Genomic DNA, 20,326 nt, shown 5'->3' with positions numbered 1-20,326 from the left:
GCGTTCCTTATTGCTTGTTCGCGAGCTTGTCGATGGACGCGAGTATGCCACGTAAAATATTGAGCTCCTGGGACTCAGGGCGTGCACGATTAAATAACCTGCGCAACTTAGTCATCACCATACCCGGATGATTGGCCACAATAAAATTCGTTTTACTTAGGGTTTGTTCCAAATGCGCATAAAAACGCTCGAGATCCTCAGAAAGGGGATAGGGACTTTCTGGTGCCGGGACCTCGGTAGCATCCAAATGGGCCATACGAATTTCATAGCACAGAGTTTGTACCGCTGCCGCCAGATTCAGTGAGCTGTACTCAGGATTAGCCGGAATACACACATGGAAATGGCATTGTTGCAGCTCTTCGTTACTAAGCCCACTGCTCTCACGACCAAAGACTAGGGCCACGGGATAACTGGCCGCTTCCTGCACCAACTTCTGTCCACATTCCCTGGGCCCCAGCATCGGCCAGGGTAACGTACGTGAACGGGCACTGGTGCCCACCACCAAGCCACAGTCGGCAACGGCCTCTGCCAACGAGCCGACAATTTTACACTTGGCCAGGATATCGGTGGCACCTGCTGCCAGGGCACTGGCCTGACCGTCCGGTTCAGTGACCGGGTCCACCAAATACAGGTGCTCCAGCCCCATTGTTTTCATGGCGCGGGCGGCGGAGCCAATATTGCCGGTATGTGAGGTATTAACCAGAACGATTCGAATATTCTGCATGTTGCTAGATGTACTGCCTTTTTCGATAGCCCGGCATAATAACACAGGCATAAAGCCATCTGGTTCATTTAAAGCGACTTGGCAAGGACGGTCGGGTCTGATAGACTGCGCGCCGCTTTGAGGTTGGTCTACTTTTTAACCAGTTCTCAGATCCACATCTTCGTTCTTTTAAAATTGGTGGTGAGTCTATGCATGCAATGCTGAATATCGCAGTGCGCGCCGCGCGCGTGGCCGGAAATATCATTTCCCGTGGTTATGAAAGTCGTGCCGATCTGGCAACAGAACTTAAAGGCGAGAACGATTACGTAACGCAAATCGATAAAGAAGCAGAGCAAGCCATTATCGACAAGATCAGACAGTCTTTTCCCGATCACAGTTTCGTCGGCGAAGAAGGCGGCATTGTTGAAGGCGATGAGACCTTTAAATGGGTTATCGACCCCTTGGACGGCACCACCAATTTCATCAAAGGCATTCCCCATTTTGCCGTGTCTATTGCCCTTCTTTATAAAGGCAAGCTGGATCAGGCCGTGGTCTTCGATCCTATGCGTGGCGAACTCTTTACCGCCAGCAAAGGCTCAGGCGCCCAGCTGAACGGCTACCGTATCCGTTGCACCAAAAGCCGTGACTTAAGTGGCACCGTATTGGCCACCGCTTTCCCGTTCAAAAAGAAAGAAGCCCTGAACGGCTATATGAGCAGTTTCAGCACCATTTTCAGCCAGTGTGGCGACGTTCGCCGCAGCGGCTCTGCGGCCCTGGATATGGCCTACGTGGCTGCCGGTCGCTTTGACGGCTACTGGGAAAAAGGCATCAAGCCATGGGATATCGCCGCAGGCAGCTTGCTGGTGCAGGAAGCCGGTGGCCTGGTTACCGATTTTGACGGTGGTCATGAGCCTATGCGCACTGGCGCGGTAGTTTGCGGTGGCGCCAAAGTAGTGCAGGGTCTGGTACGTGCACTGAAGGTCTAATCAGACCAACCCAAATCAATTACATAAAGGCGGTGTTTACCGCCTTTTTTGTTGCCTATTCATTGAGGCAGATATTCGGAATTGATATGGCATAATCTGCTTTACTATTTATCGCCTGAAAAGGCTCCATAGTGCTTAGGAAAATACCCAGATGTTTTTAAGAACAACAACCGCCCTGATGCTTCTTGCTTTTACATCTTATGCCGCTGCAGGCTGTGATATTGCCGGTACCTGGAAGCATGCAGACAAAGCAGCCTGGCTCAATATCGATACCCTCAATAGCATTATCACCGTTGAAAAACATGAGGTAGCACCACAAGCAGCCGGTTTAACGGTCATTAAGGACTTGGCCGAAGATTCAACCGGGCACAATCTTTGGTCAGGAAGAATGTACGACGCTGCCAAGGAGGACTACATTGTCGTTGGACTGACTAGCAAGGACTGTAAAACGCTGCTTGTTTCAGACCAGGGAAATGAGATTTTACGATTACTCCGATAGTGGATTGATTGTCCAAAGCTTGTTGAGTAACCATGCTGCAGCATGAAAACGCTACCTTTGGGAGACTCGTATTCTGTAAATCCCCTGCCATTAGGCATTTTCACCCATACCCGAAAACTTTCAGCATTCTCATATAAAAATCACAACCCGCGGTTTTAAATACAGATCCATACAACCCCCTAAAAAGAATCCCATTCAAAAGTATAAACAGAAGCACCGCTTATATTTTCGTCATACGTTTCAAAAATTTTTCTTTGATAGGCTAACCGGGTCAGGACTAAAACTCCTGAAACGCATTTTTAGTGCTTGGAGATTGTTTCCCAGGCACTTATCGAGTGAAAACGCTCAATAAACAGGCCTTGTGCGTCTTAGCTCAAAATGAACTTAAGAAACGCCTTCGGAGTAACGAATGATGTTGTTGAAAAACATTCGATTGAACAAGATTGTTGCCGGTGTGGGGTTGGCGCTTTCCACTTTATTGGTCGCCCCATCTTCTTTTTCCCAAGCCCTGCCGCCACAAGCCTTGGCGCATATTCCTGATGGCCGACTGAAGCAGAGCCTGTCGAAATTACCGGCGCATATTCAGCAGCAGGTGTTGGATAAGTTAGCGGCATTGGGCATTCCTGCCATCGATACGCTGCTAATGGAAGCGGATGCCAATGGTGAACTGTTCTATGTGGAAGAAGGTTTAGTTGAGCTGACCGAGCCAGCCGCAGAGAGCGGCGCAAGCGCAACGGCCTTACCACCGGTAGATGTTTTTCGATTGCACAGTAAACCCGGCGCAGCTAAACAGATTTACCTGGATTTCGACGGCGGCGCCTTTAGTGGGCGCGCCTGGGGCAGTGGCGCCAGCTATGACACCCTGCCCTACGATCTGGATGGTGATCCTTCCAGCTTCAACGCCACCGAACTTAGCCGTATCCATGAAATCTGGACCCGCATCGCCGACGACTATGCGGCCTTCGATGTGGATGTGACCACCGAAGCTCCCAACCAGTTTGGCCCCAATGTCGGCTGGCTGCTGTTTACCAAAGATACCGATGCCAATGGCACCGCCATGCCCAGTCAGGGCGCCGGCGGCGTGGCCTATGTGAATGTTTGGGGCCGTAGTAACTTTACCTATTACCAACCGGCATTGGTGTACTACAACCGCCTGGCCAGTGCCGCCAACTATATGGCTGAAGCCGGCTCCCACGAAATGGGTCATAACTTAGGGCTAAGCCATGATGGTACGTCAACTGAGAGCTATTACCGTGGTCTTGGCGCCAACGCGGATTTGCAAAGCTGGGCCCCCATTATGGGTGTGGGCTACGACAAGAACGTCACCCAATGGAGCCGCGGTGAATACCCGGATGCTAACCAAACCCAGGACGATATTGCCATTATCGGTAATAAGTTAGGCTATGCCTATGACCAAGAGGGCAATGCCAGTTCGCCGCAGATGCTGGTGATAGACAGCAACGGTCAGTTTGTAGCAACCAACCGACAAACCGATCCGGGCAACGTTGTTGCCGATAATAAAGGCACCGTGCAAGTAGGCGACAGCGACTGGTTCCAATTTATGGCCGGTACCGGAAATGTGCAGATTGAAGCTGTGCCCGCCTGGGCGGCATTTACCCGTACCTCGCGCCGTGGCGCCAACCTGGATATCGGTCTGCGTTTGTATGACCAGTACGGTCAACTGGTGGCAGACAGTGCCAATGCTGAGGATACCAAAGCCAGTATCAGCACAACCTTAGCAGAAGGCATCTATGTGCTTGAGGTTTACGGCACTGCCGGCACCTATGCCAGCGATTACGCCAGTCAGGGCCATTACTATCTCTCTGGTCAGGTTACCGTTTCCACGCCGGATGTCACCCCACCGGATCCAAACCCCATGCGCTTTGCGCAATTGCCCCTGGCGCACAGTGCCAGTGAGATTGTGATGCAAGCAGAGGTGGCCACGGATGATCGTGGTGGCGTAGTGAGTTATCAATTCAGCTGCACCAGCGGTGGGCAAGGCTGTGCCGACAGTGCCTGGCAAACCAGCACCCAATATACTGCCACCAATCTCTTAGCAGAGACCGAATATTGCTTTAGCGTGAAAGCCAGAGATCTCAGTGGAAACCAGAGCACATCATCGGCAGTTGCCTGCGCGAGTACCGCTGCTGAGCCACCGCAGGTGAACCCACCGGTTGCCCCATCTGGGCTGGCGGTGCAAAACGGACAAAACGGCACCGCCATTATCAGCTGGACTGACAACAGCGCAGACGAAACGGCGTTTGAAATCCAGCGCGAACGCCTGCATAAAAGCGGTCGCTGGCAGGATCTGCAAACCCTGACAACCGGCGCCGACCAGCAGTCCTTTACCGACAGCAGTGGTGCCGACACCTTCCACTATCGGGTGCGCGCCAGCAACGCCGCCGGCAGCTCAGAGTGGACAGCCTGGGCGGAAGTGACGGTCACCGGTGGCAGCTCCTCCTGCCGCGGTAAGAAGTGCGGATAGCACGTCTTCAGCAGCAACATTCAAGGCCCGCCTGCTGGCGCTCCCGCAGGCGGTGCTTTTTTTATTAAGCCCGCCAAAGCCTGTGGTCTGTCATGCCCGAATGCTGTTATCGGGCATCCATTAAAGACCGGGGTACGGAGTTAAGCCCACAGAGATTCCCGCTTACTAATTGCGGGAATGACAGAGGCGAATGCGGGAATGTTCCCGTTTAAAACATACGGGAATGTTCCCTTTAGCTACATAAGGGAATGACAGGGTTAGGGTTGGGAAAATGGCAGACTGTTGTCATGCCCGAATGCTGTTATCGGGCATCCAGGCAAGTCCGGGGTTGGAGTGAATCCGGGAGAGATTCCCGCTTACTGCATACGGGAATAACGGAATCAGGAGCAGCGGGAATGTTCCCGTTTGAAACATACGGGAATGACTGGGTGGAAGCTCACGGAAATGGCCGGATGTTGTCATGCCCGAATGTCTTAATCGGGCATCCAATAACAGACTTAGGAGGGCATGACTTCGCATAGATTCCCGCTTACTACATGCGGGAATGACGGAATCAGGAGCAGCGGGAATGTTCCCTTTAACGACATAAGGGAATGACTGGGTGGAAGCTCACGGAATTGGCCGGATGTTGTCATGCCCGAATGTCTTAATCGGGCATCCAATAACAGACTTAGGAGGGTATGACTTCGCATAGATTCCCGCTTACTACATGCGGGAATGACGGAATCAGGAGCAGCGGGAATGTTCCCCTTAACTACATAAGGGAATGACGGGGGTTAGAGTGTTTAATCTTGCTCAACAGGCAAGCCCTGTTCGGTCCAACCACGATAACCACCGTCCATGGATTGCACATTGCGATAGCCCATCTCTTTAAGCGACAACGCTGCCAGGGCAGAACGATAGCCGCCACCGCAATAAAGCACCAAGGGCGTGTCGGGATTGGGGTAAAGACGTTCAATGTCCCGCTCCAGTACCCCCCGCCCAATATGTACAGCCCCAGGCAGATGCCCGGCCTGCCATTCCAAATCTTCCCTTACATCCAGCAGTACAAAGGCTCTGCCTTGCCCTTGCCATTCCTTTACGTCGGTAATCTGGCATTCTTTAACTTGCGTTTTGGCCGCGTTAGTCAGCTTTAAGAAACCCGGGCTATGTTCCACCCTTCCTCCTACAACACGATAGAGAGCCACAGCATGGCGTTGGCACCTGCCCTGGCGGGATGACTGTTAATAGTACGACCGGCAATCTCCGGCTGATAGATGTCTTCATCCAGCACATTGTCGGCAGTTAAACTGAGTTCGGCCTGTTTGGTCCCGATTTGAAAATGCCGGGTCACCGTCAAGCCAAGCAGATGATACGCACCCGGCTCGGGGTTAACCACAAAGGTATTGGGGTTTCGGATGCTATTGCTATGAAAGCCACTGCTCCAGGTATGATGAATGGCCGCCGACCAATCTTGTGAGCCGTGCCACAAATAGCTCCATTTTACCAAGTGGTTTGGCATCAGACTGAAGTCATCGACACCGTGGTTTTTATTCTTCTGATAACTATAGGAATAGTTGAATTGACTGGCATCCAGAATATAACGGCCCTCCAGTTCCAAGCCATACACATCGAGACTACCGCGGTTAACAAAGTCCAATACGCGGTCGGCGGCCCTTTGCCTTTCCACCAACTCACTCAGCTCGCTGTAAAAGACGGATAGGGCATAACGGTGCCCGCCTTCGGTACGAAAATACTGCGCCTGCAGCGTATCGACCTGCTCAGGCTCAAGGGCCGGATTGCCGCGCAGCCCGCCACGATTATTGCCTTGGTCGTCGCAGCAGATAATCAGGTCAAACTGGGTCTCGACAGCATAAGCGGCCCGGAATGCACCACCATAGTCCAGCTTCAGGCCCTGTTTAGCATCTAACTGGTAGACAATACCGGCGCGAAACTCGGTATTGGCATCCACATTTTCCACTTTGTTGATTTGGGTGCCCAAATACCAGTTCAGCGGCGTCTGGTTGCGACTTTGATACTGCGCATAGAAGCTGTACCAGTTCTGCGAGAAGGCAGGGATCGGCGCCACTGACAGGCCTGGGGTGGTGTCGATGCTCTGATGCCAGAGGGTTCCCCCCATCAGCCAGCGTCCGGCATCGGCCATCTGGTAATCGAGCATGGCTTCCAGCAAATAGTTGTCACTGCTGGCATCGTAGTTATAGTGGCTGAAATCCGAGGAGGCGTATCCGGCATTAAGATCCAGCGTCAATGGCTCGCTGATTTCCAGGCTGTATCCTACATCCAGCAGCGCTCTGCGTGAGCTGGCCTGACGCTCGTCCTGCGCGGGCCCTGAAGTCCAGCTGGACACGCTACCCCAAAAATCCTGTTCGCTGTATGCATGTAACGCATTAATCTCCAAGCCACCAATATTGGCTGTCACTAACAGGCTATGATTTTTCTCGCCGGCATCAAACTGCCCTGGCTGCGCACCATTGTCCAACGCAGAAAATTGCCAACCGTCCTCTTTAAACCCTCTGAAAAACAGGTTGAGGTTGCCCTCCTCGCCTTGCCAGCCACTTTGTAGTTCCAGTGCTTGTCTGCCTTCGGATCCGGCAGCAAGGGTTACTTTGGGTTCGGCTTGCTTCTCCAAAGTGACCAGGTTAATCACGCCGGCAAAGGCATTGCTGCCATATAACACTGAGCCGGGTCCGCGGATAATCTCGATATGCTTGAGACTGTCGATGGGAAAGGCGGTGAAAAACGCAAAGTTCTCGCCGCCAGTAAAACTGTCGCGCATGGGACGACCATTGAGCAAAATCAGCACTTCATTGCTGGCATGGGTGAGCTGCATGCCACGAATAACAGCCAGGTTCTGCGGATAGAAAAAGGACCCCATCATCTGCACCGCCGGCGCCCGCTCCAACACTTCGTAAAGGCTGCCGGCTCCCAGAGATTGAATCTCTTCACGGGTGATCACGGTGGTCACCCCAGGGGCAGCATCCAACGATTGAGCAAATTTTCCCGGCGTGGTTACCGACACATTCAGAAGCTCATCCAATGACATCTCGAATAGCTGCGAGGCCTGCTGTGCACCAAGCCCACAGGAGAACATTAAAGAGAGGCTAAACAGCTTTTTTTTCATAATGTTAGTGACTCTTTGGAGTCCTTTTAAGCTAGTTCAACCTGGCTGAAGTCACAATATCGACGCAAAAAAAACGCCGGGGAAAACCCGGCGTTTTTTGCTTTGATTTTTAAGGCAGGGGATCCAGATCTGCGCCTTCCTTTTCTACCTCTGGTGGCATCAAATCTTCCTTACTGATACCCAGCATCAGTGCAACCGCACTGGCGATGTAGATAGAAGAGTAAGTACCTACGAAAATACCGAACAGCAATGCCGTGGCAAAACCATGGATCAAGGCACCGCCTTTGAAAAACAGCGCCAGCAATACCAACAGGGTGGTACCGGAGGTAATAATGGTTCTGCTCATGGTTTGGGTCAGCGAGATATTGATAATATCTGCTGGCTCGCCCTTGCGCAGTTTACGGAAGTTTTCACGGATACGGTCCATCACCACGATAGTATCGTTTAGTGAATAACCTATTACCGCCAGGACCGCAGCCAGCACCGTCAGATCAAACTCCAACTGCAACACAGAGAACAAGCCCAAAGTGATGATCACATCGTGGGCCAAAGCGGCCACCGAGCCCAACCCGAAGCGCCATTCAAAGCGCATGGCCACATACAAAAGGATACAGATAAGAGCAACCAGCATGGCCAAACCGCCCTGCTCAGTCAGTTCCTCACCCACTTGTGGGCCGACAAACTCGATACGGCGCATATCCACCTTGGCATTGTCGGCTCGCAGTGCTGCCAACACCTGATCGCCCATGGTGTTGGCATTGACTCCCTCACGAGGAGCCAGACGAATCAGCACATCTTCGCTGCTACCAAAATGCTGTACCACCGCATCGGCAAAGCCGACTTCACTTAGCTGTGCACGCACTTTACTCAGCTCAGCAGGCTGTTCATAACCCACTTCAATAACGGTACCGCCGGTAAAATCCAGTCCCCAGTTCAGCTGATTGACTGCCAGCGACACGATGGAGCCAATGACCAGCAATGTCGAAAAGATCATCGCCGGCCAGCGCAGGGACATGAAAGGTATTTCTTTTTCGAAATCGAAAATTCTCATCTTCATTTCCCCTAGATAGACAGTTTTTCGAGGCGCTTACCGCCCCATACTGCGTTAACAACGGCACGGGTACCGATGATGGCGGTAAACATGGAAGTGATGATACCGATGGCCAGGGTGATGGAGAAACCTTTCACTGGTCCGGTACCTACTGCGAACAGGATAAGCGCCGCAATCAAAGTGGTGATGTTGGCATCGGCAATGGTTGACAAGGCACTGTCATAACCATGGTGAATCGCCTGCTGCGGGCTGCGACCATCGCGAATCTCTTCTCGAATACGCTCGAAAATCAACACGTTAGCATCTACCGCCATACCCACAGTTAATACGATACCGGCCATACCCGGCAGCGTGAGCGTGGCGCCCGGGATCATCGACATCACACCCACGATCATCACCAGGTTCGCTAACAGGGCCAGGTTGGCCACCATGCCAAACTTTTGGTAGTAAATGACCATAAAAATCAGCACCACCGCCAGGCCCCAGAAAATAGCCTGCATACCCAAGTCGATATTTTCCTGACCCAGGCTTGGACCGACAGTTCGTTCTTCAACGATTTGAATAGGCGCTACCAAAGCACCGGCACGCAGCAACAGTGACAGGTTTTGTGCCTCTGAAGGCGAGTCGATACCGGTAATACGGAAGTCACGCCCCAACCGCGCCTGGATGGTCGCCACGTTAATCACTTCTTCGTGCTTCTCAAAGACAGTCTTACCGTCTTTGTCCTTTTCGGCGCTGGGCTTGTACTCGATAAATACGGTAGCCATGGGCTTACCGATATTATCTTTGGTCCCTTGCGACATCTTGTTGCCGCCTTCGGAATCCAGCTTGATATTAACCTGTGGACGGCCATATTCGTCAAAGCTGCTGCTGGCATCAACAATGTGATCACCGGTCAGCATAATGCGATTTTCCAGCAACTGCGGCTGACCACGGCGATCCATCAGAAGCTGTGAGCCCGGCGGCACACGGCCATCCACGGCATCACGCACGTCGTGGTCCAGGTCCACCATACGGAACTGCAGGGTCGCGGTAGCGTTGAGGATTTCTTTGGCACGGGCCGTATCCTGAATACCAGGCAACTGCACCACGATACGATCGGCGCCCTGGCGTTGAATGACCGGCTCGGCAACACCCAACTGGTTAACCCGGTTGCGCATAATGGTGATGTTTTGCTTAAGAGCGTATTCGCGGATGTCTTTCAGACGCTGCTCAGACAAGGTCGCAGACAACACCATGTCACCTTTGTCGGAAAACAGCAGGTCGCGGTTGTTGGTAGATAAGAAAGTCTGTGCTTTATCCAGGGTCTCCTGGTCGCGGAATTGGATGTCCACGCCATTAGCCGCTTCATCTACGCGACGATAACGCAGCTTTTCTTCACGCAGGCTGGTGCGGAAATCATCCACCATTTGCTCTTTGGCACGGGTAATGGCGGCATTCATATCCACTTCCATCAGGAAGTGCACACCGCCACGAAGGTCCAGACCCAGCTTCATCGGGCTGGCGCCGAGGCTTTCCAGCCAATCCGGGGTGGCCGAGGCCAGGTTCAGGGCAACTACGTAGTCCTTGCCCAGACTTTTCTCTAGTTGTTCTTTGATTTTAAGCTGGGTTTCGCCGTCATTCAGACGCACCAGAATTTGCTCTCCTTCCAGGGCGATGCTCTTGAAGGTGATGCCGGATTGCTCCAGCTCCGCTTTGACTTGGTTTAACAGCGGTTCGTCAATCTGGGCATTTCGCCCTGCAGAGATCTGTACGGCATGATCTTCACCATACAGGTTGGGTGAGGCGTAGAGGGCGCAGACGGCGATCACCAGGGCCACCATCAACGTCTTCCACAAAGGGTATTTGTTTAACACTGCCTTATCCTTTGTCCATAGACGGGAAAGTAAGGCGAAATACTCGCCTCACCTCTTCCGTCAGGGCTTAGATGTTTTTCATGGTGCCTTTTGGCAACACAGCCGATACCGCTGACTTCTGCACTACGATGTTGGTGCTGTCGTTCAGGGCGATTTCCATAAAGTCCTTGTCATCGCTGACCTTGGTGATGCGACCTACCAAGCCACCTTGGGTCAGGACTTCATCACCTTTGCTCAAAGAAGAGATCAGGTTTTTATGCTCTTTGACGCGCTTGGCCTGTGGGCGATACAGCATGAAGTAGAAAATCAAGCCGAAGATACCCAGCATGATCAACATTTCAAAACCACCGCTTTGCTGACCTGCCGGTGCCGCCTGCGCATAGGCGTTGGAAATAAATAAGCTCATAGTTTCCCCTTATTAGTAATTATTAATTTTGTGCCGTTTCGGTTTGTTCTAATTCCGGTACCGGCATATTTTTCTGGGCGTAGAACTCGTTGACGAATCCATCCAAGTCGCCTTTCTCAATGGCATCCCGCAAGCCTTGCATAACGCGCTGATAGTAGCGCAGGTTATGGATGGTATTTAAGCGAGCGCCGAGGATCTCATTGCATTTGTCCAGATGGTGTAGATATGACCGGGAATAATTTTTACAAGTGTAACAATCACACTTTTCATCCAAAGGACCGGTATCGGTCTTATATTTGGCATTACGGATCTTGATCACGCCTTCCGTCACAAACAAATGGCCGTTACGAGCGTTGCGGGTTGGCATCACACAATCGAACATATCGATACCGCGGCGCACCGCTTCGACGATGTCTTCCGGCTTGCCGACGCCCATCAGGTAACGGGGCTTGTCTTCTGGAATTTGATGGGCGGTATGATCGAGGATGCGGATCATATCTTCTTTGGGCTCCCCTACCGACAAACCACCGATGGCATAGCCATCGAAACCAATGTCGGTCAGACCCTTGAGTGACACCTCACGCAAATCTTCATACATGCCGCCCTGTACGATGCCAAACAGCGCCGATGGATTGTCTGCATGCGCCTCTTTGCTGCGCTTGGCCCAGCGTAAAGACAGCTGCATGGACTTTTCAGCTTGCTCATGGGTGGCAGGGTAAGGCGTGCATTCGTCGAAGATCATCACAATGTCTGAGCCCAAATCGCGCTGTACTTCCATGGAGCGCTCGGGGGTCAGCAGAATTTTTTCGCCGTTAATGGGTGAGCGGAAGGTCACGCCTTCTTCGCTGATCTTACGCAGGTCACCCAGACTGAATACCTGGAAACCACCAGAGTCGGTGAGGATAGGCTTGTCCCAATGCATAAAGTCGTGCAGGTCACCGTGCATCTTCATAATTTCGGTGCCGGGACGCAGCATCAGGTGAAAGGTGTTGCCCAAGCAAATATGGGCACCCGTATCGGCCAGCTCTTCTGGGGTCATGCCTTTCACGGTGCCATAGGTACCCACTGGCATAAAGGCAGGGGTCTCGACTACACCACGGTCAAAGATCAGACGCCCACGACGGGCCTTGCCCTGGGTGTTAAGCAATTCAAACTTCATAAAAATCCTTCGCAGCTAGTCGGAAAACAGTCCGAGGCTGAAATACCAAGTCCAGCATATAAGTGCCACTTATTTTGTGGGCTTGGTACAAAATGAGCGCAGATTATACCGGATAGCCTGCGCGGTGTTGTACCCTTTTTGCCCTGAAAGCAGCGTTTGTGTTGCTATTGCTTCTCAATAAACATGGCATCGCCATAGCTGAAAAAGCGGTAGCGGGTATCAATCGCCTGTTGGTAAGCCTTCATGATGTTATCTTTACCGGCAAAAGCACTGACCAGCATGATCAGGGTCGACTCCGGCAAATGGAAGTTGGTGATCATGGCATCCACCACTTTGAAGTGAAAACCGGGATAGATAAAGATGTCGGTATCATCGAAGAAGGTGTCGATAAGCTTATCGCCCGCGGCCTTAGCGGCAGATTCCAGGGAGCGCACAGAAGTGGTGCCCACCGCCACAACGCGCTTGCCGGCCTGCTTGGTCGCCACAACCGCATCAACCACTTCCTGCGGCACTTCGGCATATTCCGAATGCATCTGATGCTCAAGAACATTATCCACCCGCACCGGCTGGAAAGTACCCGCGCCCACATGCAAGGTCACAAACGCAGTGTGTACCCCTTTTCTGGCTAAGCGCTCGAGGATGTCATCATCAAAATGCAAACCTGCGGTAGGAGCCGCCACGGCCCCTGGCTTTTCGTTATAGACCGTTTGGTAACGCTCGCGATCGCTGGCTTCATCGGGACGATCGATATAAGGCGGTAGCGGCATATGGCCATATTGTTCAAGCAAGGCCAGTACCGGCTCCGCATTGAGGAACTTCAGCTCGAACAAGGCATCTTTGCGGCCAATCATCTCGGCTCTGACTTCTTGTTCCAGTACCAGCACGGTGCCGGGTTTTGGGGCTTTGCTGGCACGCACATGGGCCAACACCCGATGCTCATCGAGAATACGCTCCACCAGCACTTCCACTTTGCCGCCGCTTTCTTTTTGTCCCAGCAATCGGGCAGGGATCACCCGGGTATTATTGAACACCAGCAAGTCACCTGGATTGAGCAAATCCACAATATCCGGAAACTGGCGGTGATCCAACGCGCCACTCTTACCATTTAGATGCAATAAACGACTAGCAGAGCGCTTGGCCTGAGGGTAGCGGGCAATCAATTCATCGGGCAGTTCAAAACGAAAATCAGATACTTTCATGGCTTGTACCTAGCTTTAGGAGGCGCCATTTTAAAGACAGCCTGCGATGACTGCAATTTTCCATGATTTTCTGGATCTTGCTGTCACAGTTCTGTCATATTGCGTCACTACTTTTGAGGATAAAATACGCGCGCCTCGCGCCAACCCGGCACAGGCAGTGACAAGAGGTATCTATGCTCCCCGCCAAATTTCAACGTTTACGCCCCAAAATACTGGGCTTGCTTAGTCTTGGTTTTTTCTCTGTGGGCCTTATCGCCATGGTCAGCATCTGGTTGCTGGCAGATGAAGTAAGCGACTACGACAAGTTGATGAAAGTTGAAGTGAGCGCGACGACCCTGTCTGACAACATCAACCTGAATTTCAAGCGCCAGGTGCAAGAGTGGAAAAATGTATTACTTCGGGGGGGGGATGCAGCGCAGCGGGACAAGTACTGGAACAGCTTTCTGAGCCAGCAAGACCAAATCCAAAAGGCCAGTGATGAATTCTTAAGCATGGATGTGCCAGATACCATTCGCGCACAGATGCAGGACTTCAAACGCCAGCACCAAGCACTACTGGCGCAATACAAGCAAGGCTATCAGGCCTTTGTCGATTCAGGCTATGACCACAAAGTCGGTGACAGCGCCGTCGCCGGTATCGACCGGGGTCCCACCAAATTACTGGAGTCCTTGGGTGAGAGTCTGCATGACATCATTCTTCAGAAGAGTACACAGAGCGCAGAGGGTTCCAAGCGAGCCATTACCTTTAGCCTGATCGCTATTTTAGCCGCCATCGGGCTATCGGCACTTATCACGACATTATTTATGAACCGCCAAGTTGTCATACCGATGACAACGTTAATTGACCACTTGCGAAACGTGAGCAAAGGGGAGTTCGAAAAACAAGTGTTGATCGACAGCAGAGATGAAATTGGCCGTATGTCCAGGGCTATCGAGTCATTGCGTCAAAATTTGCTGAACATTTGTGGCGAGATGGGTCATACCCAGTCCGACCTGGATAAAGTGTGCCACAGCCTGGTCGACAGTGCCGGCGCTATCAGCAAAGGGGTGGAAGAACAAAACCAGGGCACCGACTCGGTACAAGGCTCAGTTGAGCAATTGGCTGTCATGGCCAAGGAAATTTCAGCCAATGCGCAAGAAGCCGTTCAAGCGGCCAGAGAAGCCGATAACGCAGCTGATATCAGCATCCATGCCATGCAGGATACTATCGCCACCATCGCCAGCTCCTCGGAGCAAATACAAGACACCGCGGCGGTGATCCAAACCCTCAACGAGGATGCCAAGAAAATCGGTTCGGTATTGGACGTAATCAAGAGCGTGGCCGAACAGACTAACCTGCTCGCGCTTAACGCCGCCATCGAAGCGGCCCGTGCCGGTGAGCAAGGACGCGGGTTTGCCGTGGTTGCCGATGAAGTGCGTACCTTAGCTGCCCGCACACAGCAAAGCACCGAAGAGATCCAAAAGATGATCCAGAACGTGCAAAACGGCACCAACAATGCGGTTAACGCCATCGAACAAGGTCGCCAAAAAACCGAGCTGAGCGTCGAAAAAGTGCATGCGGCCGACAGCCATTTGCGCACCATCACCGCTGCCATCGAGCAGATTGTGCGCTTAAATGGGCATATCGCCTCCGCCATTCAACAGCAATCCGGTGTCACCCATGACATCAAAGATAACCTGGTTGAACTTGGCGAGATTGCCACCCTCAATGGTGTGCATGCGGCCTCTTGTAGCGATGACAACCAAACACTGTTGGAAGTCAAAGATCGTATGGCCGGTGTGATTGCCAAACTGCGCATGAGCGGCGCTTGAAGGATTGAGAAAGGAACGGATCGCAATGGTCCGTTCCAATCTAACAACCTGATATCAGCAGGGCTTTCAATGCCCGGCATGCTCCATGGACTTGCTCAAGCGAAAGTCGATAATAGCCGTGCCCAGCAGTAAAATCAGCACGCCAACCGCAATCACGTCACTGCGCAGCAGGCTCTCAAGCCACTCACCTGTGGTGTCCTCGGCAGCACTCTCAGACCAGAGCAAAAAGCCCAATCCCCCCATATAGATAGCATTGGTCGCCAGCCAAATTTTCTGCTCACGGTAAAAGCCGTCTTTAATGGCCGTAACCACTATCCACAAGGTTGAAACCGCCATCGCCAGCAACAACAGCAAGTAGGAATCTGCAATACTCGAAAGTGAATAGCCGGCAAAAATATAAAAGAACCAAGACAGCACGCCGACGAAGAAGCCGCTGACCGATTGCCACCGTTTCATGGCGGTCACCCCAAAATAGAAGTGATCGTCCAGGGCCATTTTAAAACGCAGAAAGAAGATAAAGGCCAGATACAGGTAGAGTTTGGCGCCCAAAGCCAAAATGGGGGTGCCAAGATCGCGAACGCCATAGAACAGCGCCCCCAGAAAAATCATAAAAGCGCCCCAGCTTAACATTCTTAAACGATCCATGGATCCCTCCTAGCCTTTAATTCTTTGCAGAAATTGCAGTGCGGGAATTTTGCTTTAAGGTAGTTGATGGACCCTGAAACTCAAGAAACAGCCAAACACAAACAAGGACTCCTATGCAACTACAATCACAGGTGTTAGGCCTTACACTGCTAATATTCAGCTACTCTGGTTGGGCGGCACAAGTACAACAGTTGCCCAGTATCTCGGTAAATCCGGCCAATGATGCCCAACACCGTCTGACTGCCTCCGTAAGCCTGGTATGGCAACAGGAATACCTGGATTTACAGGACGGCCTGGAAGCGCAGGAGCGGGTGGTGGCCACCCTGAAAACCTTTCGGGTAAAGGATCTGATTAAGGACAATGCCGTCGATCAGGTCAAAGCCGCATTGCTACAACAATTGCGCGGATTAGGTCAGAAAAATAAGGTGAAAGATCTGTATGTCACCGAGTTACTGGTGGAATTCAGTGGCCAGCCTCAAACCTATTTAGTGATCGATGAGAAAACCAGGCAAAAAATGCTCTCTGAGGACAGGTAGCGGGTATTCACTGGATGGATGGCATCTGCAACGCTATCCTGTGAGTCAGGCAACTGCGGCTTATAACGCCCTCATTATTAAGGAAAAAACATGACCGATAAGCAAAATATCAAGGTGCTACTGTGGATCCTGGCCAGCTTTGCCCTTATCGAACTCCTCAATGTATTGACTGGCCGCTCCCTTAATCAACTGGGCATCGTTCCCCGGCAGGGCGAAGCCTTATGGGGCGTGCTATTTGCCCCGTGGCTGCATGCCAATTTAAGTCATTTCTTTTCCAACATTTTAGCCTTGGCATTGTTTAGCTTTTTGGTCTTGGACTATGGCATAAAACGCTATTTACTGGTGTGCGGGACCATCATCATAGTTGGCGGCCTGTGTGTCTGGTTATTCGGCCGCAACGCACTGCATGTAGGCGCCAGTGGATTGGTCTATGGCCTGTTTGCTTTCTTACTGTTGGCCGGCTTTCTCAGCCGTGAATTCATCAAAATTGTTATCGCCATGCTAGTACTGGCGCTGTATGGCGGTTTGCTATTTGGGATCTTCCCCAGCCAGCCATTTATCTCATGGGAATCCCACTTGTTTGGTTTTCTTTCCGGGTTGTTGGCGGCGCGGTTGTGGTATAAGCCGGAAACTTCGAGGGATTGACTGGTCAAAACGGGGCCAAAGGCGTTAGAATCTGCGGCTTTGTTGTGTAGACAACCCCCTTTCAACCAGAACTGAGAGAATTTCCCATGGGCAGAGCTTTTGAAGTTCGCAAGGTCGCGATGGCAAAAACCCAGGCCGCCAAGAGCAAGGTGTTTTCAAAATACGGTAAAGAGATCTATGTGGCCGCTAAAAGCGGTGGACCGGATCCCGATACTAACCTGGCACTGCGCCGCCTGATTGAAAAATCCAAAAAAGACCAGGTACCGGCCCATGTGGTCGAAAAAGCCATTGAAAAAGCCAAAGGCGCCGGTGGCGAAGACTATACCCCAGCCCGCTATGAGGGCTATGGTCCCGGCGGCTGCATGGTGATTGTTGACTGTCTGACCGACAACAACAATCGTACTATCACCGATGTACGTAACTGCTTCACCAAGACCAACTCCAAGATTGGTGCTCCTGGCGCGGTCATGCACATGTTTGATCATCAGGCGATTTTCTCCTTTAAGGGTGAGGATGACGAACCGGTACTGGAAGCGCTGATGATGGCCGACGCCGATGTAACCGACGTTGAAGTAGAAGACGGCATGGTCACGGTGTTTGCCCCTCATACCGAGTTCTACAAAATAAAAACGGCGCTAACCGAAGCTTTCGACGGTATCGAATTTGAAACCGAAGAAATCACCTTTGTGCCGCAAACCACGGCCAAGATCACCGGTGAAGATGTGGCGGTGTTTGAGAAGTTTATGAATATGCTCAACGATTGCGACGATGTGCAGGACATCTACCACAACGCCGAGATTGAAGAGTAAGAAAGACCATTTCTTATTGAAAAGCCGCTAACCAGCGGCTTTTTTATTGATTAATGGGATTAGGCGTAACGCCATCTGACACTTCATATCACAGAGGTTGAGTAAATCTGAAGGTCAGCACTGTGCCACAAGCCGGTATTCCCACACAGACACGCCGTGAACCCTTCCATGGGGGCTCTGCCGCAACATCCATGTTGCGAAAGGTCTGCTTAGTGAACACCGGCTTATGTCACCGCCGACATCGCAGTGCTTTTATAGAGGTATAAATAACGTTCCACAGGGACAAACTGGCAAAGCTGTTTGCCTGTGAACAGTAAGGGCCGTTTTGGTGCCAATTGCGGACCTTAAAAAATCTTGGACCCTATGTCAGCTTTTACGATTGCAGGCATTCATAAAATAGTTTTCAGTGTGCACATAAAAGAGCCGAATCTATATGATTGCCCCTAGCTCTAATACTCAGTATCGTTAGATAAACCTTGATTTAAGCAACTTTTAGGAATACTAAATGGCAAGACCAATTCTCACGTTAGCCATAATTGTCGCCACCATAATCATGGCTCCAGCATCTGCAAAATCTTCACTTAATAAAAACACCTGCGTGTTTGTGTCAGAAGGCGACAACGAAGTTGGCAGGAAGCTATACATTGAACTTGATAAAAAACAGTAATCCTCAGCCCTGAACTCGCAAATGTATCGCAACCAGAAGGTGTCTCCAAATTTAAAATAACTCACATTGAACTGTACGACAGTGAAAAAAATTCATTAATAAACGCAGCCTACGTTGATCAAAACATGACGAAATATATTTGGGTTATTCGTTACTTTTATAACGAGCCATTTCGAGCTGACTTGTTAGAACAGAAAAAAATGGGAGTATAAATGTTAAATATATTGGTCGACGTTGCATGTAATTAAAATATGTGATTTTGAATTGCGTTAATAAAAAATTACGATTGAGTCCTTAATACCAACATCTGGTATTGGCAGGCACATGATACAAGTATATAGATTCCTTAGACCTGGTCCTTTTCTAATGCAGTCCGACACAGTTACGAATGCCAACGACTCTAAATCGCTCGGTGCTGCCTTCCGAAGCTCCGCCTCGGACCGTTGAGTGCTAATGGCAGAGCTAACGAAGTTTATTGCTTATTCAACCTTTACCTTTCTTATTGCTATCGAATTGCCTTTGGCGCTTGACAGGTATACCGAAAAGATTCTCGAGCTTTTGCTTTTCTTTGTAGTCAGTCGGGAACATGTAGACATGTTGAACTATAATTTCTTTTAAGATATGTTGACAAATTGGATTATTTCTCAACTTATAATTAGTACGTTCTAGCTCTATGAAATCGACGTTTCTATTAAATTGCAAATCTATCGCTTGTTTTATTAGTGTAATTGCTGGGGAGTCTGATTTCTTTTCAAGCTCGACATATATTTCATAAGCCTCGCGAGATCCTACTGATGAAGAAATTTTTCTGACAACCGCATTTATGACACTGTATACCAAGTGGTAATAGGCTTTTTTAGCATGGTCTTCAAGTTCAGAATTTGAAATATCGTTAGATTCCTTCAAAAGAGACAAAACTACATTAATAATTTCGCCTTTAGTGCTATCAGAAATTGAAATAAAGTAGTCCAAAAACCTCAAGCCTGTAGATGTACCATGTTCAGCAAGCGACAATAAAATTGATTTTTCTAGTGTTGCATGACGATTTTTCAAAATTTGCCCAGATATTTCCATTCCTTTAAACGTTTTGTTAATACTTACCAAAATATCGGACGGAACTTCATCACTATCTATACTATCATCTTTCTTTACCCTATCATTTTTATCTAATTGTTTATTTCTCTCATCTCTTGCTTCTTGAATTCCTTTCGTTTCCAAGATCAACTGTGGAATTTGACTTAGAAAATCATCCATAAACGACAATTGTTCATTGGTCAGTCTGGACTCTTTGTGGTTTTCAAACAGTTTACTCAGAACAGAATTTATCTCATCTGTTACCCACTTCTCTTTTGAATGGTGCGTAATGAAGACCAAAATATTCGAGTAATCTTCACGATGGAATCCAGCAAGTAACTTGTTGAAGGCTTGCTTTACTTCGACCTTGGTTTGATAACCCTCAGCGATTTTTTTGGCCGCAAAGAAGTAGTAAATGTATGGATATGAGAACGACAATAGTCCATCATTATTTTTTAAGATAGGTACATGACTCAACGTTTTTACCAGATCGTCACCGTCTACATGCATGAATATATTGTTATATTTTTTAAAGAACTCTTCTTTATGGTGTGATCCATACCAACAAGACTGGACACCTCGTTAAGCGATAGAATCGCAATCGAGGTGAAGCATGACAAAAGAATCCAGATCCCGTAAACGCCACGGCGAAGAGTTTAAAGCAGAAGCCCTGC

18 protein-coding genes are annotated in these 20,326 nt (G+C 50.3%); 8 read left to right on the top strand and 10 right to left on the bottom strand.

Annotated features, from left to right (window positions below; genetic code table 11):
* Positions 1–7: 7 nt before the first annotated feature.
* Complete coding sequence (trmJ, locus tag P2G88_RS11700) at positions 8–775, bottom strand: tRNA (cytosine(32)/uridine(32)-2'-O)-methyltransferase TrmJ (RefSeq protein ID WP_275796144.1); 768 nt, start codon at positions 773–775, stop codon at positions 8–10.
* A 137-nt stretch (positions 776–912) separates the two neighbouring features.
* Between trmJ and suhB the strand changes: the two genes are divergently transcribed.
* The 3 genes from suhB to P2G88_RS11685 all read left to right on the top strand — a co-directional run bounded on the left by suhB (position 913) and on the right by P2G88_RS11685 (position 4,673).
* Positions 913–1,689, top strand: a complete 777-nt coding sequence (gene suhB / locus P2G88_RS11695; RefSeq protein ID WP_275796142.1) for an inositol-1-monophosphatase — start codon at positions 913–915, stop codon at positions 1,687–1,689.
* Between the two features lie 151 nt (positions 1,690–1,840).
* Positions 1,841–2,188 carry a hypothetical protein gene (locus tag P2G88_RS11690; protein ID WP_275796140.1) on the top strand — a complete coding sequence of 116 codons (348 nt, stop codon included), beginning with the start codon at positions 1,841–1,843 and terminating at the stop codon, positions 2,186–2,188.
* A 409-nt stretch (positions 2,189–2,597) separates the two neighbouring features.
* Positions 2,598–4,673 (top strand): M12 family metallo-peptidase, encoded by a 2,076-nt coding sequence (locus P2G88_RS11685; protein ID WP_275796138.1) that lies wholly within the window; start codon positions 2,598–2,600, stop codon positions 4,671–4,673.
* A gap of 785 nt (positions 4,674–5,458) precedes the next feature.
* On the opposite strand, the gene P2G88_RS11680 is transcribed toward P2G88_RS11685, so the two are convergent.
* The 7 genes from P2G88_RS11680 to queA form a co-directional block, all read right to left on the bottom strand.
* A complete protein-coding gene (locus P2G88_RS11680; protein ID WP_275796137.1) occupies positions 5,459–5,830 on the bottom strand; it encodes a rhodanese-like domain-containing protein in 372 nt (123 codons plus the stop codon).
* Between the two features lie 8 nt (positions 5,831–5,838).
* Complete coding sequence (locus P2G88_RS11675; RefSeq protein ID WP_275796136.1) at positions 5,839–7,794, bottom strand: TonB-dependent receptor plug domain-containing protein; 1,956 nt, start codon at positions 7,792–7,794, stop codon at positions 5,839–5,841.
* 109 nt (positions 7,795–7,903) lie between these two features.
* Complete coding sequence (gene secF / locus P2G88_RS11670; RefSeq protein WP_275796134.1) at positions 7,904–8,845, bottom strand: protein translocase subunit SecF; 942 nt, start codon at positions 8,843–8,845, stop codon at positions 7,904–7,906.
* A gap of 11 nt (positions 8,846–8,856) precedes the next feature.
* Positions 8,857–10,701: a protein translocase subunit SecD gene (gene secD, locus P2G88_RS11665; RefSeq protein ID WP_275796132.1), complete on the bottom strand. Its 1,845-nt coding sequence runs from the start codon at positions 10,699–10,701 to the stop codon at positions 8,857–8,859.
* A 67-nt stretch (positions 10,702–10,768) separates the two neighbouring features.
* Positions 10,769–11,107, bottom strand: coding sequence for a preprotein translocase subunit YajC (gene yajC / locus P2G88_RS11660; protein WP_275796130.1), 339 nt, complete (start codon positions 11,105–11,107; stop codon positions 10,769–10,771).
* Between the two features lie 22 nt (positions 11,108–11,129).
* Positions 11,130–12,266, bottom strand: a complete 1,137-nt coding sequence (gene tgt, locus P2G88_RS11655; RefSeq protein WP_275796128.1) for a tRNA guanosine(34) transglycosylase Tgt — start codon at positions 12,264–12,266, stop codon at positions 11,130–11,132.
* 164 nt (positions 12,267–12,430) lie between these two features.
* Positions 12,431–13,465, bottom strand: a complete 1,035-nt coding sequence (gene queA, locus P2G88_RS11650; protein ID WP_275796126.1) for a tRNA preQ1(34) S-adenosylmethionine ribosyltransferase-isomerase QueA — start codon at positions 13,463–13,465, stop codon at positions 12,431–12,433.
* Positions 13,466–13,638: 173 nt separating this feature from the next.
* Here queA and P2G88_RS11645 point away from each other — a divergent pair, with 173 nt between their 5' ends.
* Positions 13,639–15,276, top strand: a complete 1,638-nt coding sequence (locus tag P2G88_RS11645; protein WP_275796124.1) for a methyl-accepting chemotaxis protein — start codon at positions 13,639–13,641, stop codon at positions 15,274–15,276.
* A 66-nt stretch (positions 15,277–15,342) separates the two neighbouring features.
* Here P2G88_RS11645 and P2G88_RS11640 read toward each other — a convergent pair whose 3' ends face one another.
* Positions 15,343–15,921 (bottom strand): hypothetical protein, encoded by a 579-nt coding sequence (locus P2G88_RS11640; protein WP_275796122.1) that lies wholly within the window; start codon positions 15,919–15,921, stop codon positions 15,343–15,345.
* 113 nt (positions 15,922–16,034) lie between these two features.
* Between P2G88_RS11640 and P2G88_RS11635 the strand changes: the two genes are divergently transcribed.
* From P2G88_RS11635 to P2G88_RS11620, 4 genes are all read left to right on the top strand, one after another.
* Positions 16,035–16,457, top strand: a complete 423-nt coding sequence (locus P2G88_RS11635; protein ID WP_275796120.1) for a flagellar basal body-associated FliL family protein — start codon at positions 16,035–16,037, stop codon at positions 16,455–16,457.
* Positions 16,458–16,547: 90 nt separating this feature from the next.
* Positions 16,548–17,102 (top strand): rhomboid family intramembrane serine protease, encoded by a 555-nt coding sequence (locus P2G88_RS11630; RefSeq protein ID WP_275796118.1) that lies wholly within the window; start codon positions 16,548–16,550, stop codon positions 17,100–17,102.
* Between the two features lie 86 nt (positions 17,103–17,188).
* Positions 17,189–17,911: a YebC/PmpR family DNA-binding transcriptional regulator gene (locus P2G88_RS11625; protein WP_275796116.1), complete on the top strand. Its 723-nt coding sequence runs from the start codon at positions 17,189–17,191 to the stop codon at positions 17,909–17,911.
* A 505-nt stretch (positions 17,912–18,416) separates the two neighbouring features.
* The gene (locus P2G88_RS11620; RefSeq protein ID WP_275796114.1) at positions 18,417–18,578 is read left to right on the top strand and encodes a hypothetical protein; all 162 of its coding nucleotides are present in this window, start codon (positions 18,417–18,419) and stop codon (positions 18,576–18,578) included.
* Between the two features lie 483 nt (positions 18,579–19,061).
* Here P2G88_RS11620 and P2G88_RS11615 read toward each other — a convergent pair whose 3' ends face one another.
* Positions 19,062–20,162: a hypothetical protein gene (locus P2G88_RS11615; protein WP_275796112.1), complete on the bottom strand. Its 1,101-nt coding sequence runs from the start codon at positions 20,160–20,162 to the stop codon at positions 19,062–19,064.
* Positions 20,163–20,326: the final 164 nt, after the last annotated feature.

It is taken from the genome of Aliiglaciecola sp. CAU 1673, assembly GCF_029223185.1.
Lineage (GTDB): Bacteria > Pseudomonadota > Gammaproteobacteria > Enterobacterales > Alteromonadaceae > Bowmanella.
This window is presented reverse-complemented; position numbering and strand designations above follow the sequence as displayed.

Excerpts from the sequence above, each read along its gene's own strand:
- P2G88_RS11635 (WP_275796120.1), top strand. The coding sequence starts at position 16,035 with ATGCAACTACAATCACAGGTGTTAGGCCTTACACTGCTAATATTCAGC.
- P2G88_RS11630 (WP_275796118.1), top strand. The coding sequence starts at position 16,548 with ATGACCGATAAGCAAAATATCAAGGTGCTACTGTGGATCCTGGCCAGC.
- P2G88_RS11640 (WP_275796122.1), bottom strand. The coding sequence starts at position 15,921 with ATGGATCGTTTAAGAATGTTAAGCTGGGGCGCTTTTATGATTTTTCTG.
- trmJ (WP_275796144.1), bottom strand. The coding sequence starts at position 775 with ATGCCTGTGTTATTATGCCGGGCTATCGAAAAAGGCAGTACATCTAGC.
- suhB (WP_275796142.1), top strand. The coding sequence starts at position 913 with ATGCATGCAATGCTGAATATCGCAGTGCGCGCCGCGCGCGTGGCCGGA.
- P2G88_RS11685 (WP_275796138.1), top strand. The coding sequence starts at position 2,598 with ATGATGTTGTTGAAAAACATTCGATTGAACAAGATTGTTGCCGGTGTG.
- tgt (WP_275796128.1), bottom strand. The coding sequence starts at position 12,266 with ATGAAGTTTGAATTGCTTAACACCCAGGGCAAGGCCCGTCGTGGGCGT.
- yajC (WP_275796130.1), bottom strand. The coding sequence starts at position 11,107 with ATGAGCTTATTTATTTCCAACGCCTATGCGCAGGCGGCACCGGCAGGT.
- secF (WP_275796134.1), bottom strand. The coding sequence starts at position 8,845 with ATGAGAATTTTCGATTTCGAAAAAGAAATACCTTTCATGTCCCTGCGC.
- P2G88_RS11625 (WP_275796116.1), top strand. The coding sequence starts at position 17,189 with ATGGGCAGAGCTTTTGAAGTTCGCAAGGTCGCGATGGCAAAAACCCAG.
- P2G88_RS11675 (WP_275796136.1), bottom strand. The coding sequence starts at position 7,794 with ATGAAAAAAAAGCTGTTTAGCCTCTCTTTAATGTTCTCCTGTGGGCTT.
- P2G88_RS11645 (WP_275796124.1), top strand. The coding sequence starts at position 13,639 with ATGCTCCCCGCCAAATTTCAACGTTTACGCCCCAAAATACTGGGCTTG.
- P2G88_RS11620 (WP_275796114.1), top strand. The coding sequence starts at position 18,417 with ATGGCAAGACCAATTCTCACGTTAGCCATAATTGTCGCCACCATAATC.
- P2G88_RS11615 (WP_275796112.1), bottom strand. The coding sequence starts at position 20,162 with ATGCATGTAGACGGTGACGATCTGGTAAAAACGTTGAGTCATGTACCT.
- queA (WP_275796126.1), bottom strand. The coding sequence starts at position 13,465 with ATGAAAGTATCTGATTTTCGTTTTGAACTGCCCGATGAATTGATTGCC.
- P2G88_RS11690 (WP_275796140.1), top strand. The coding sequence starts at position 1,841 with ATGTTTTTAAGAACAACAACCGCCCTGATGCTTCTTGCTTTTACATCT.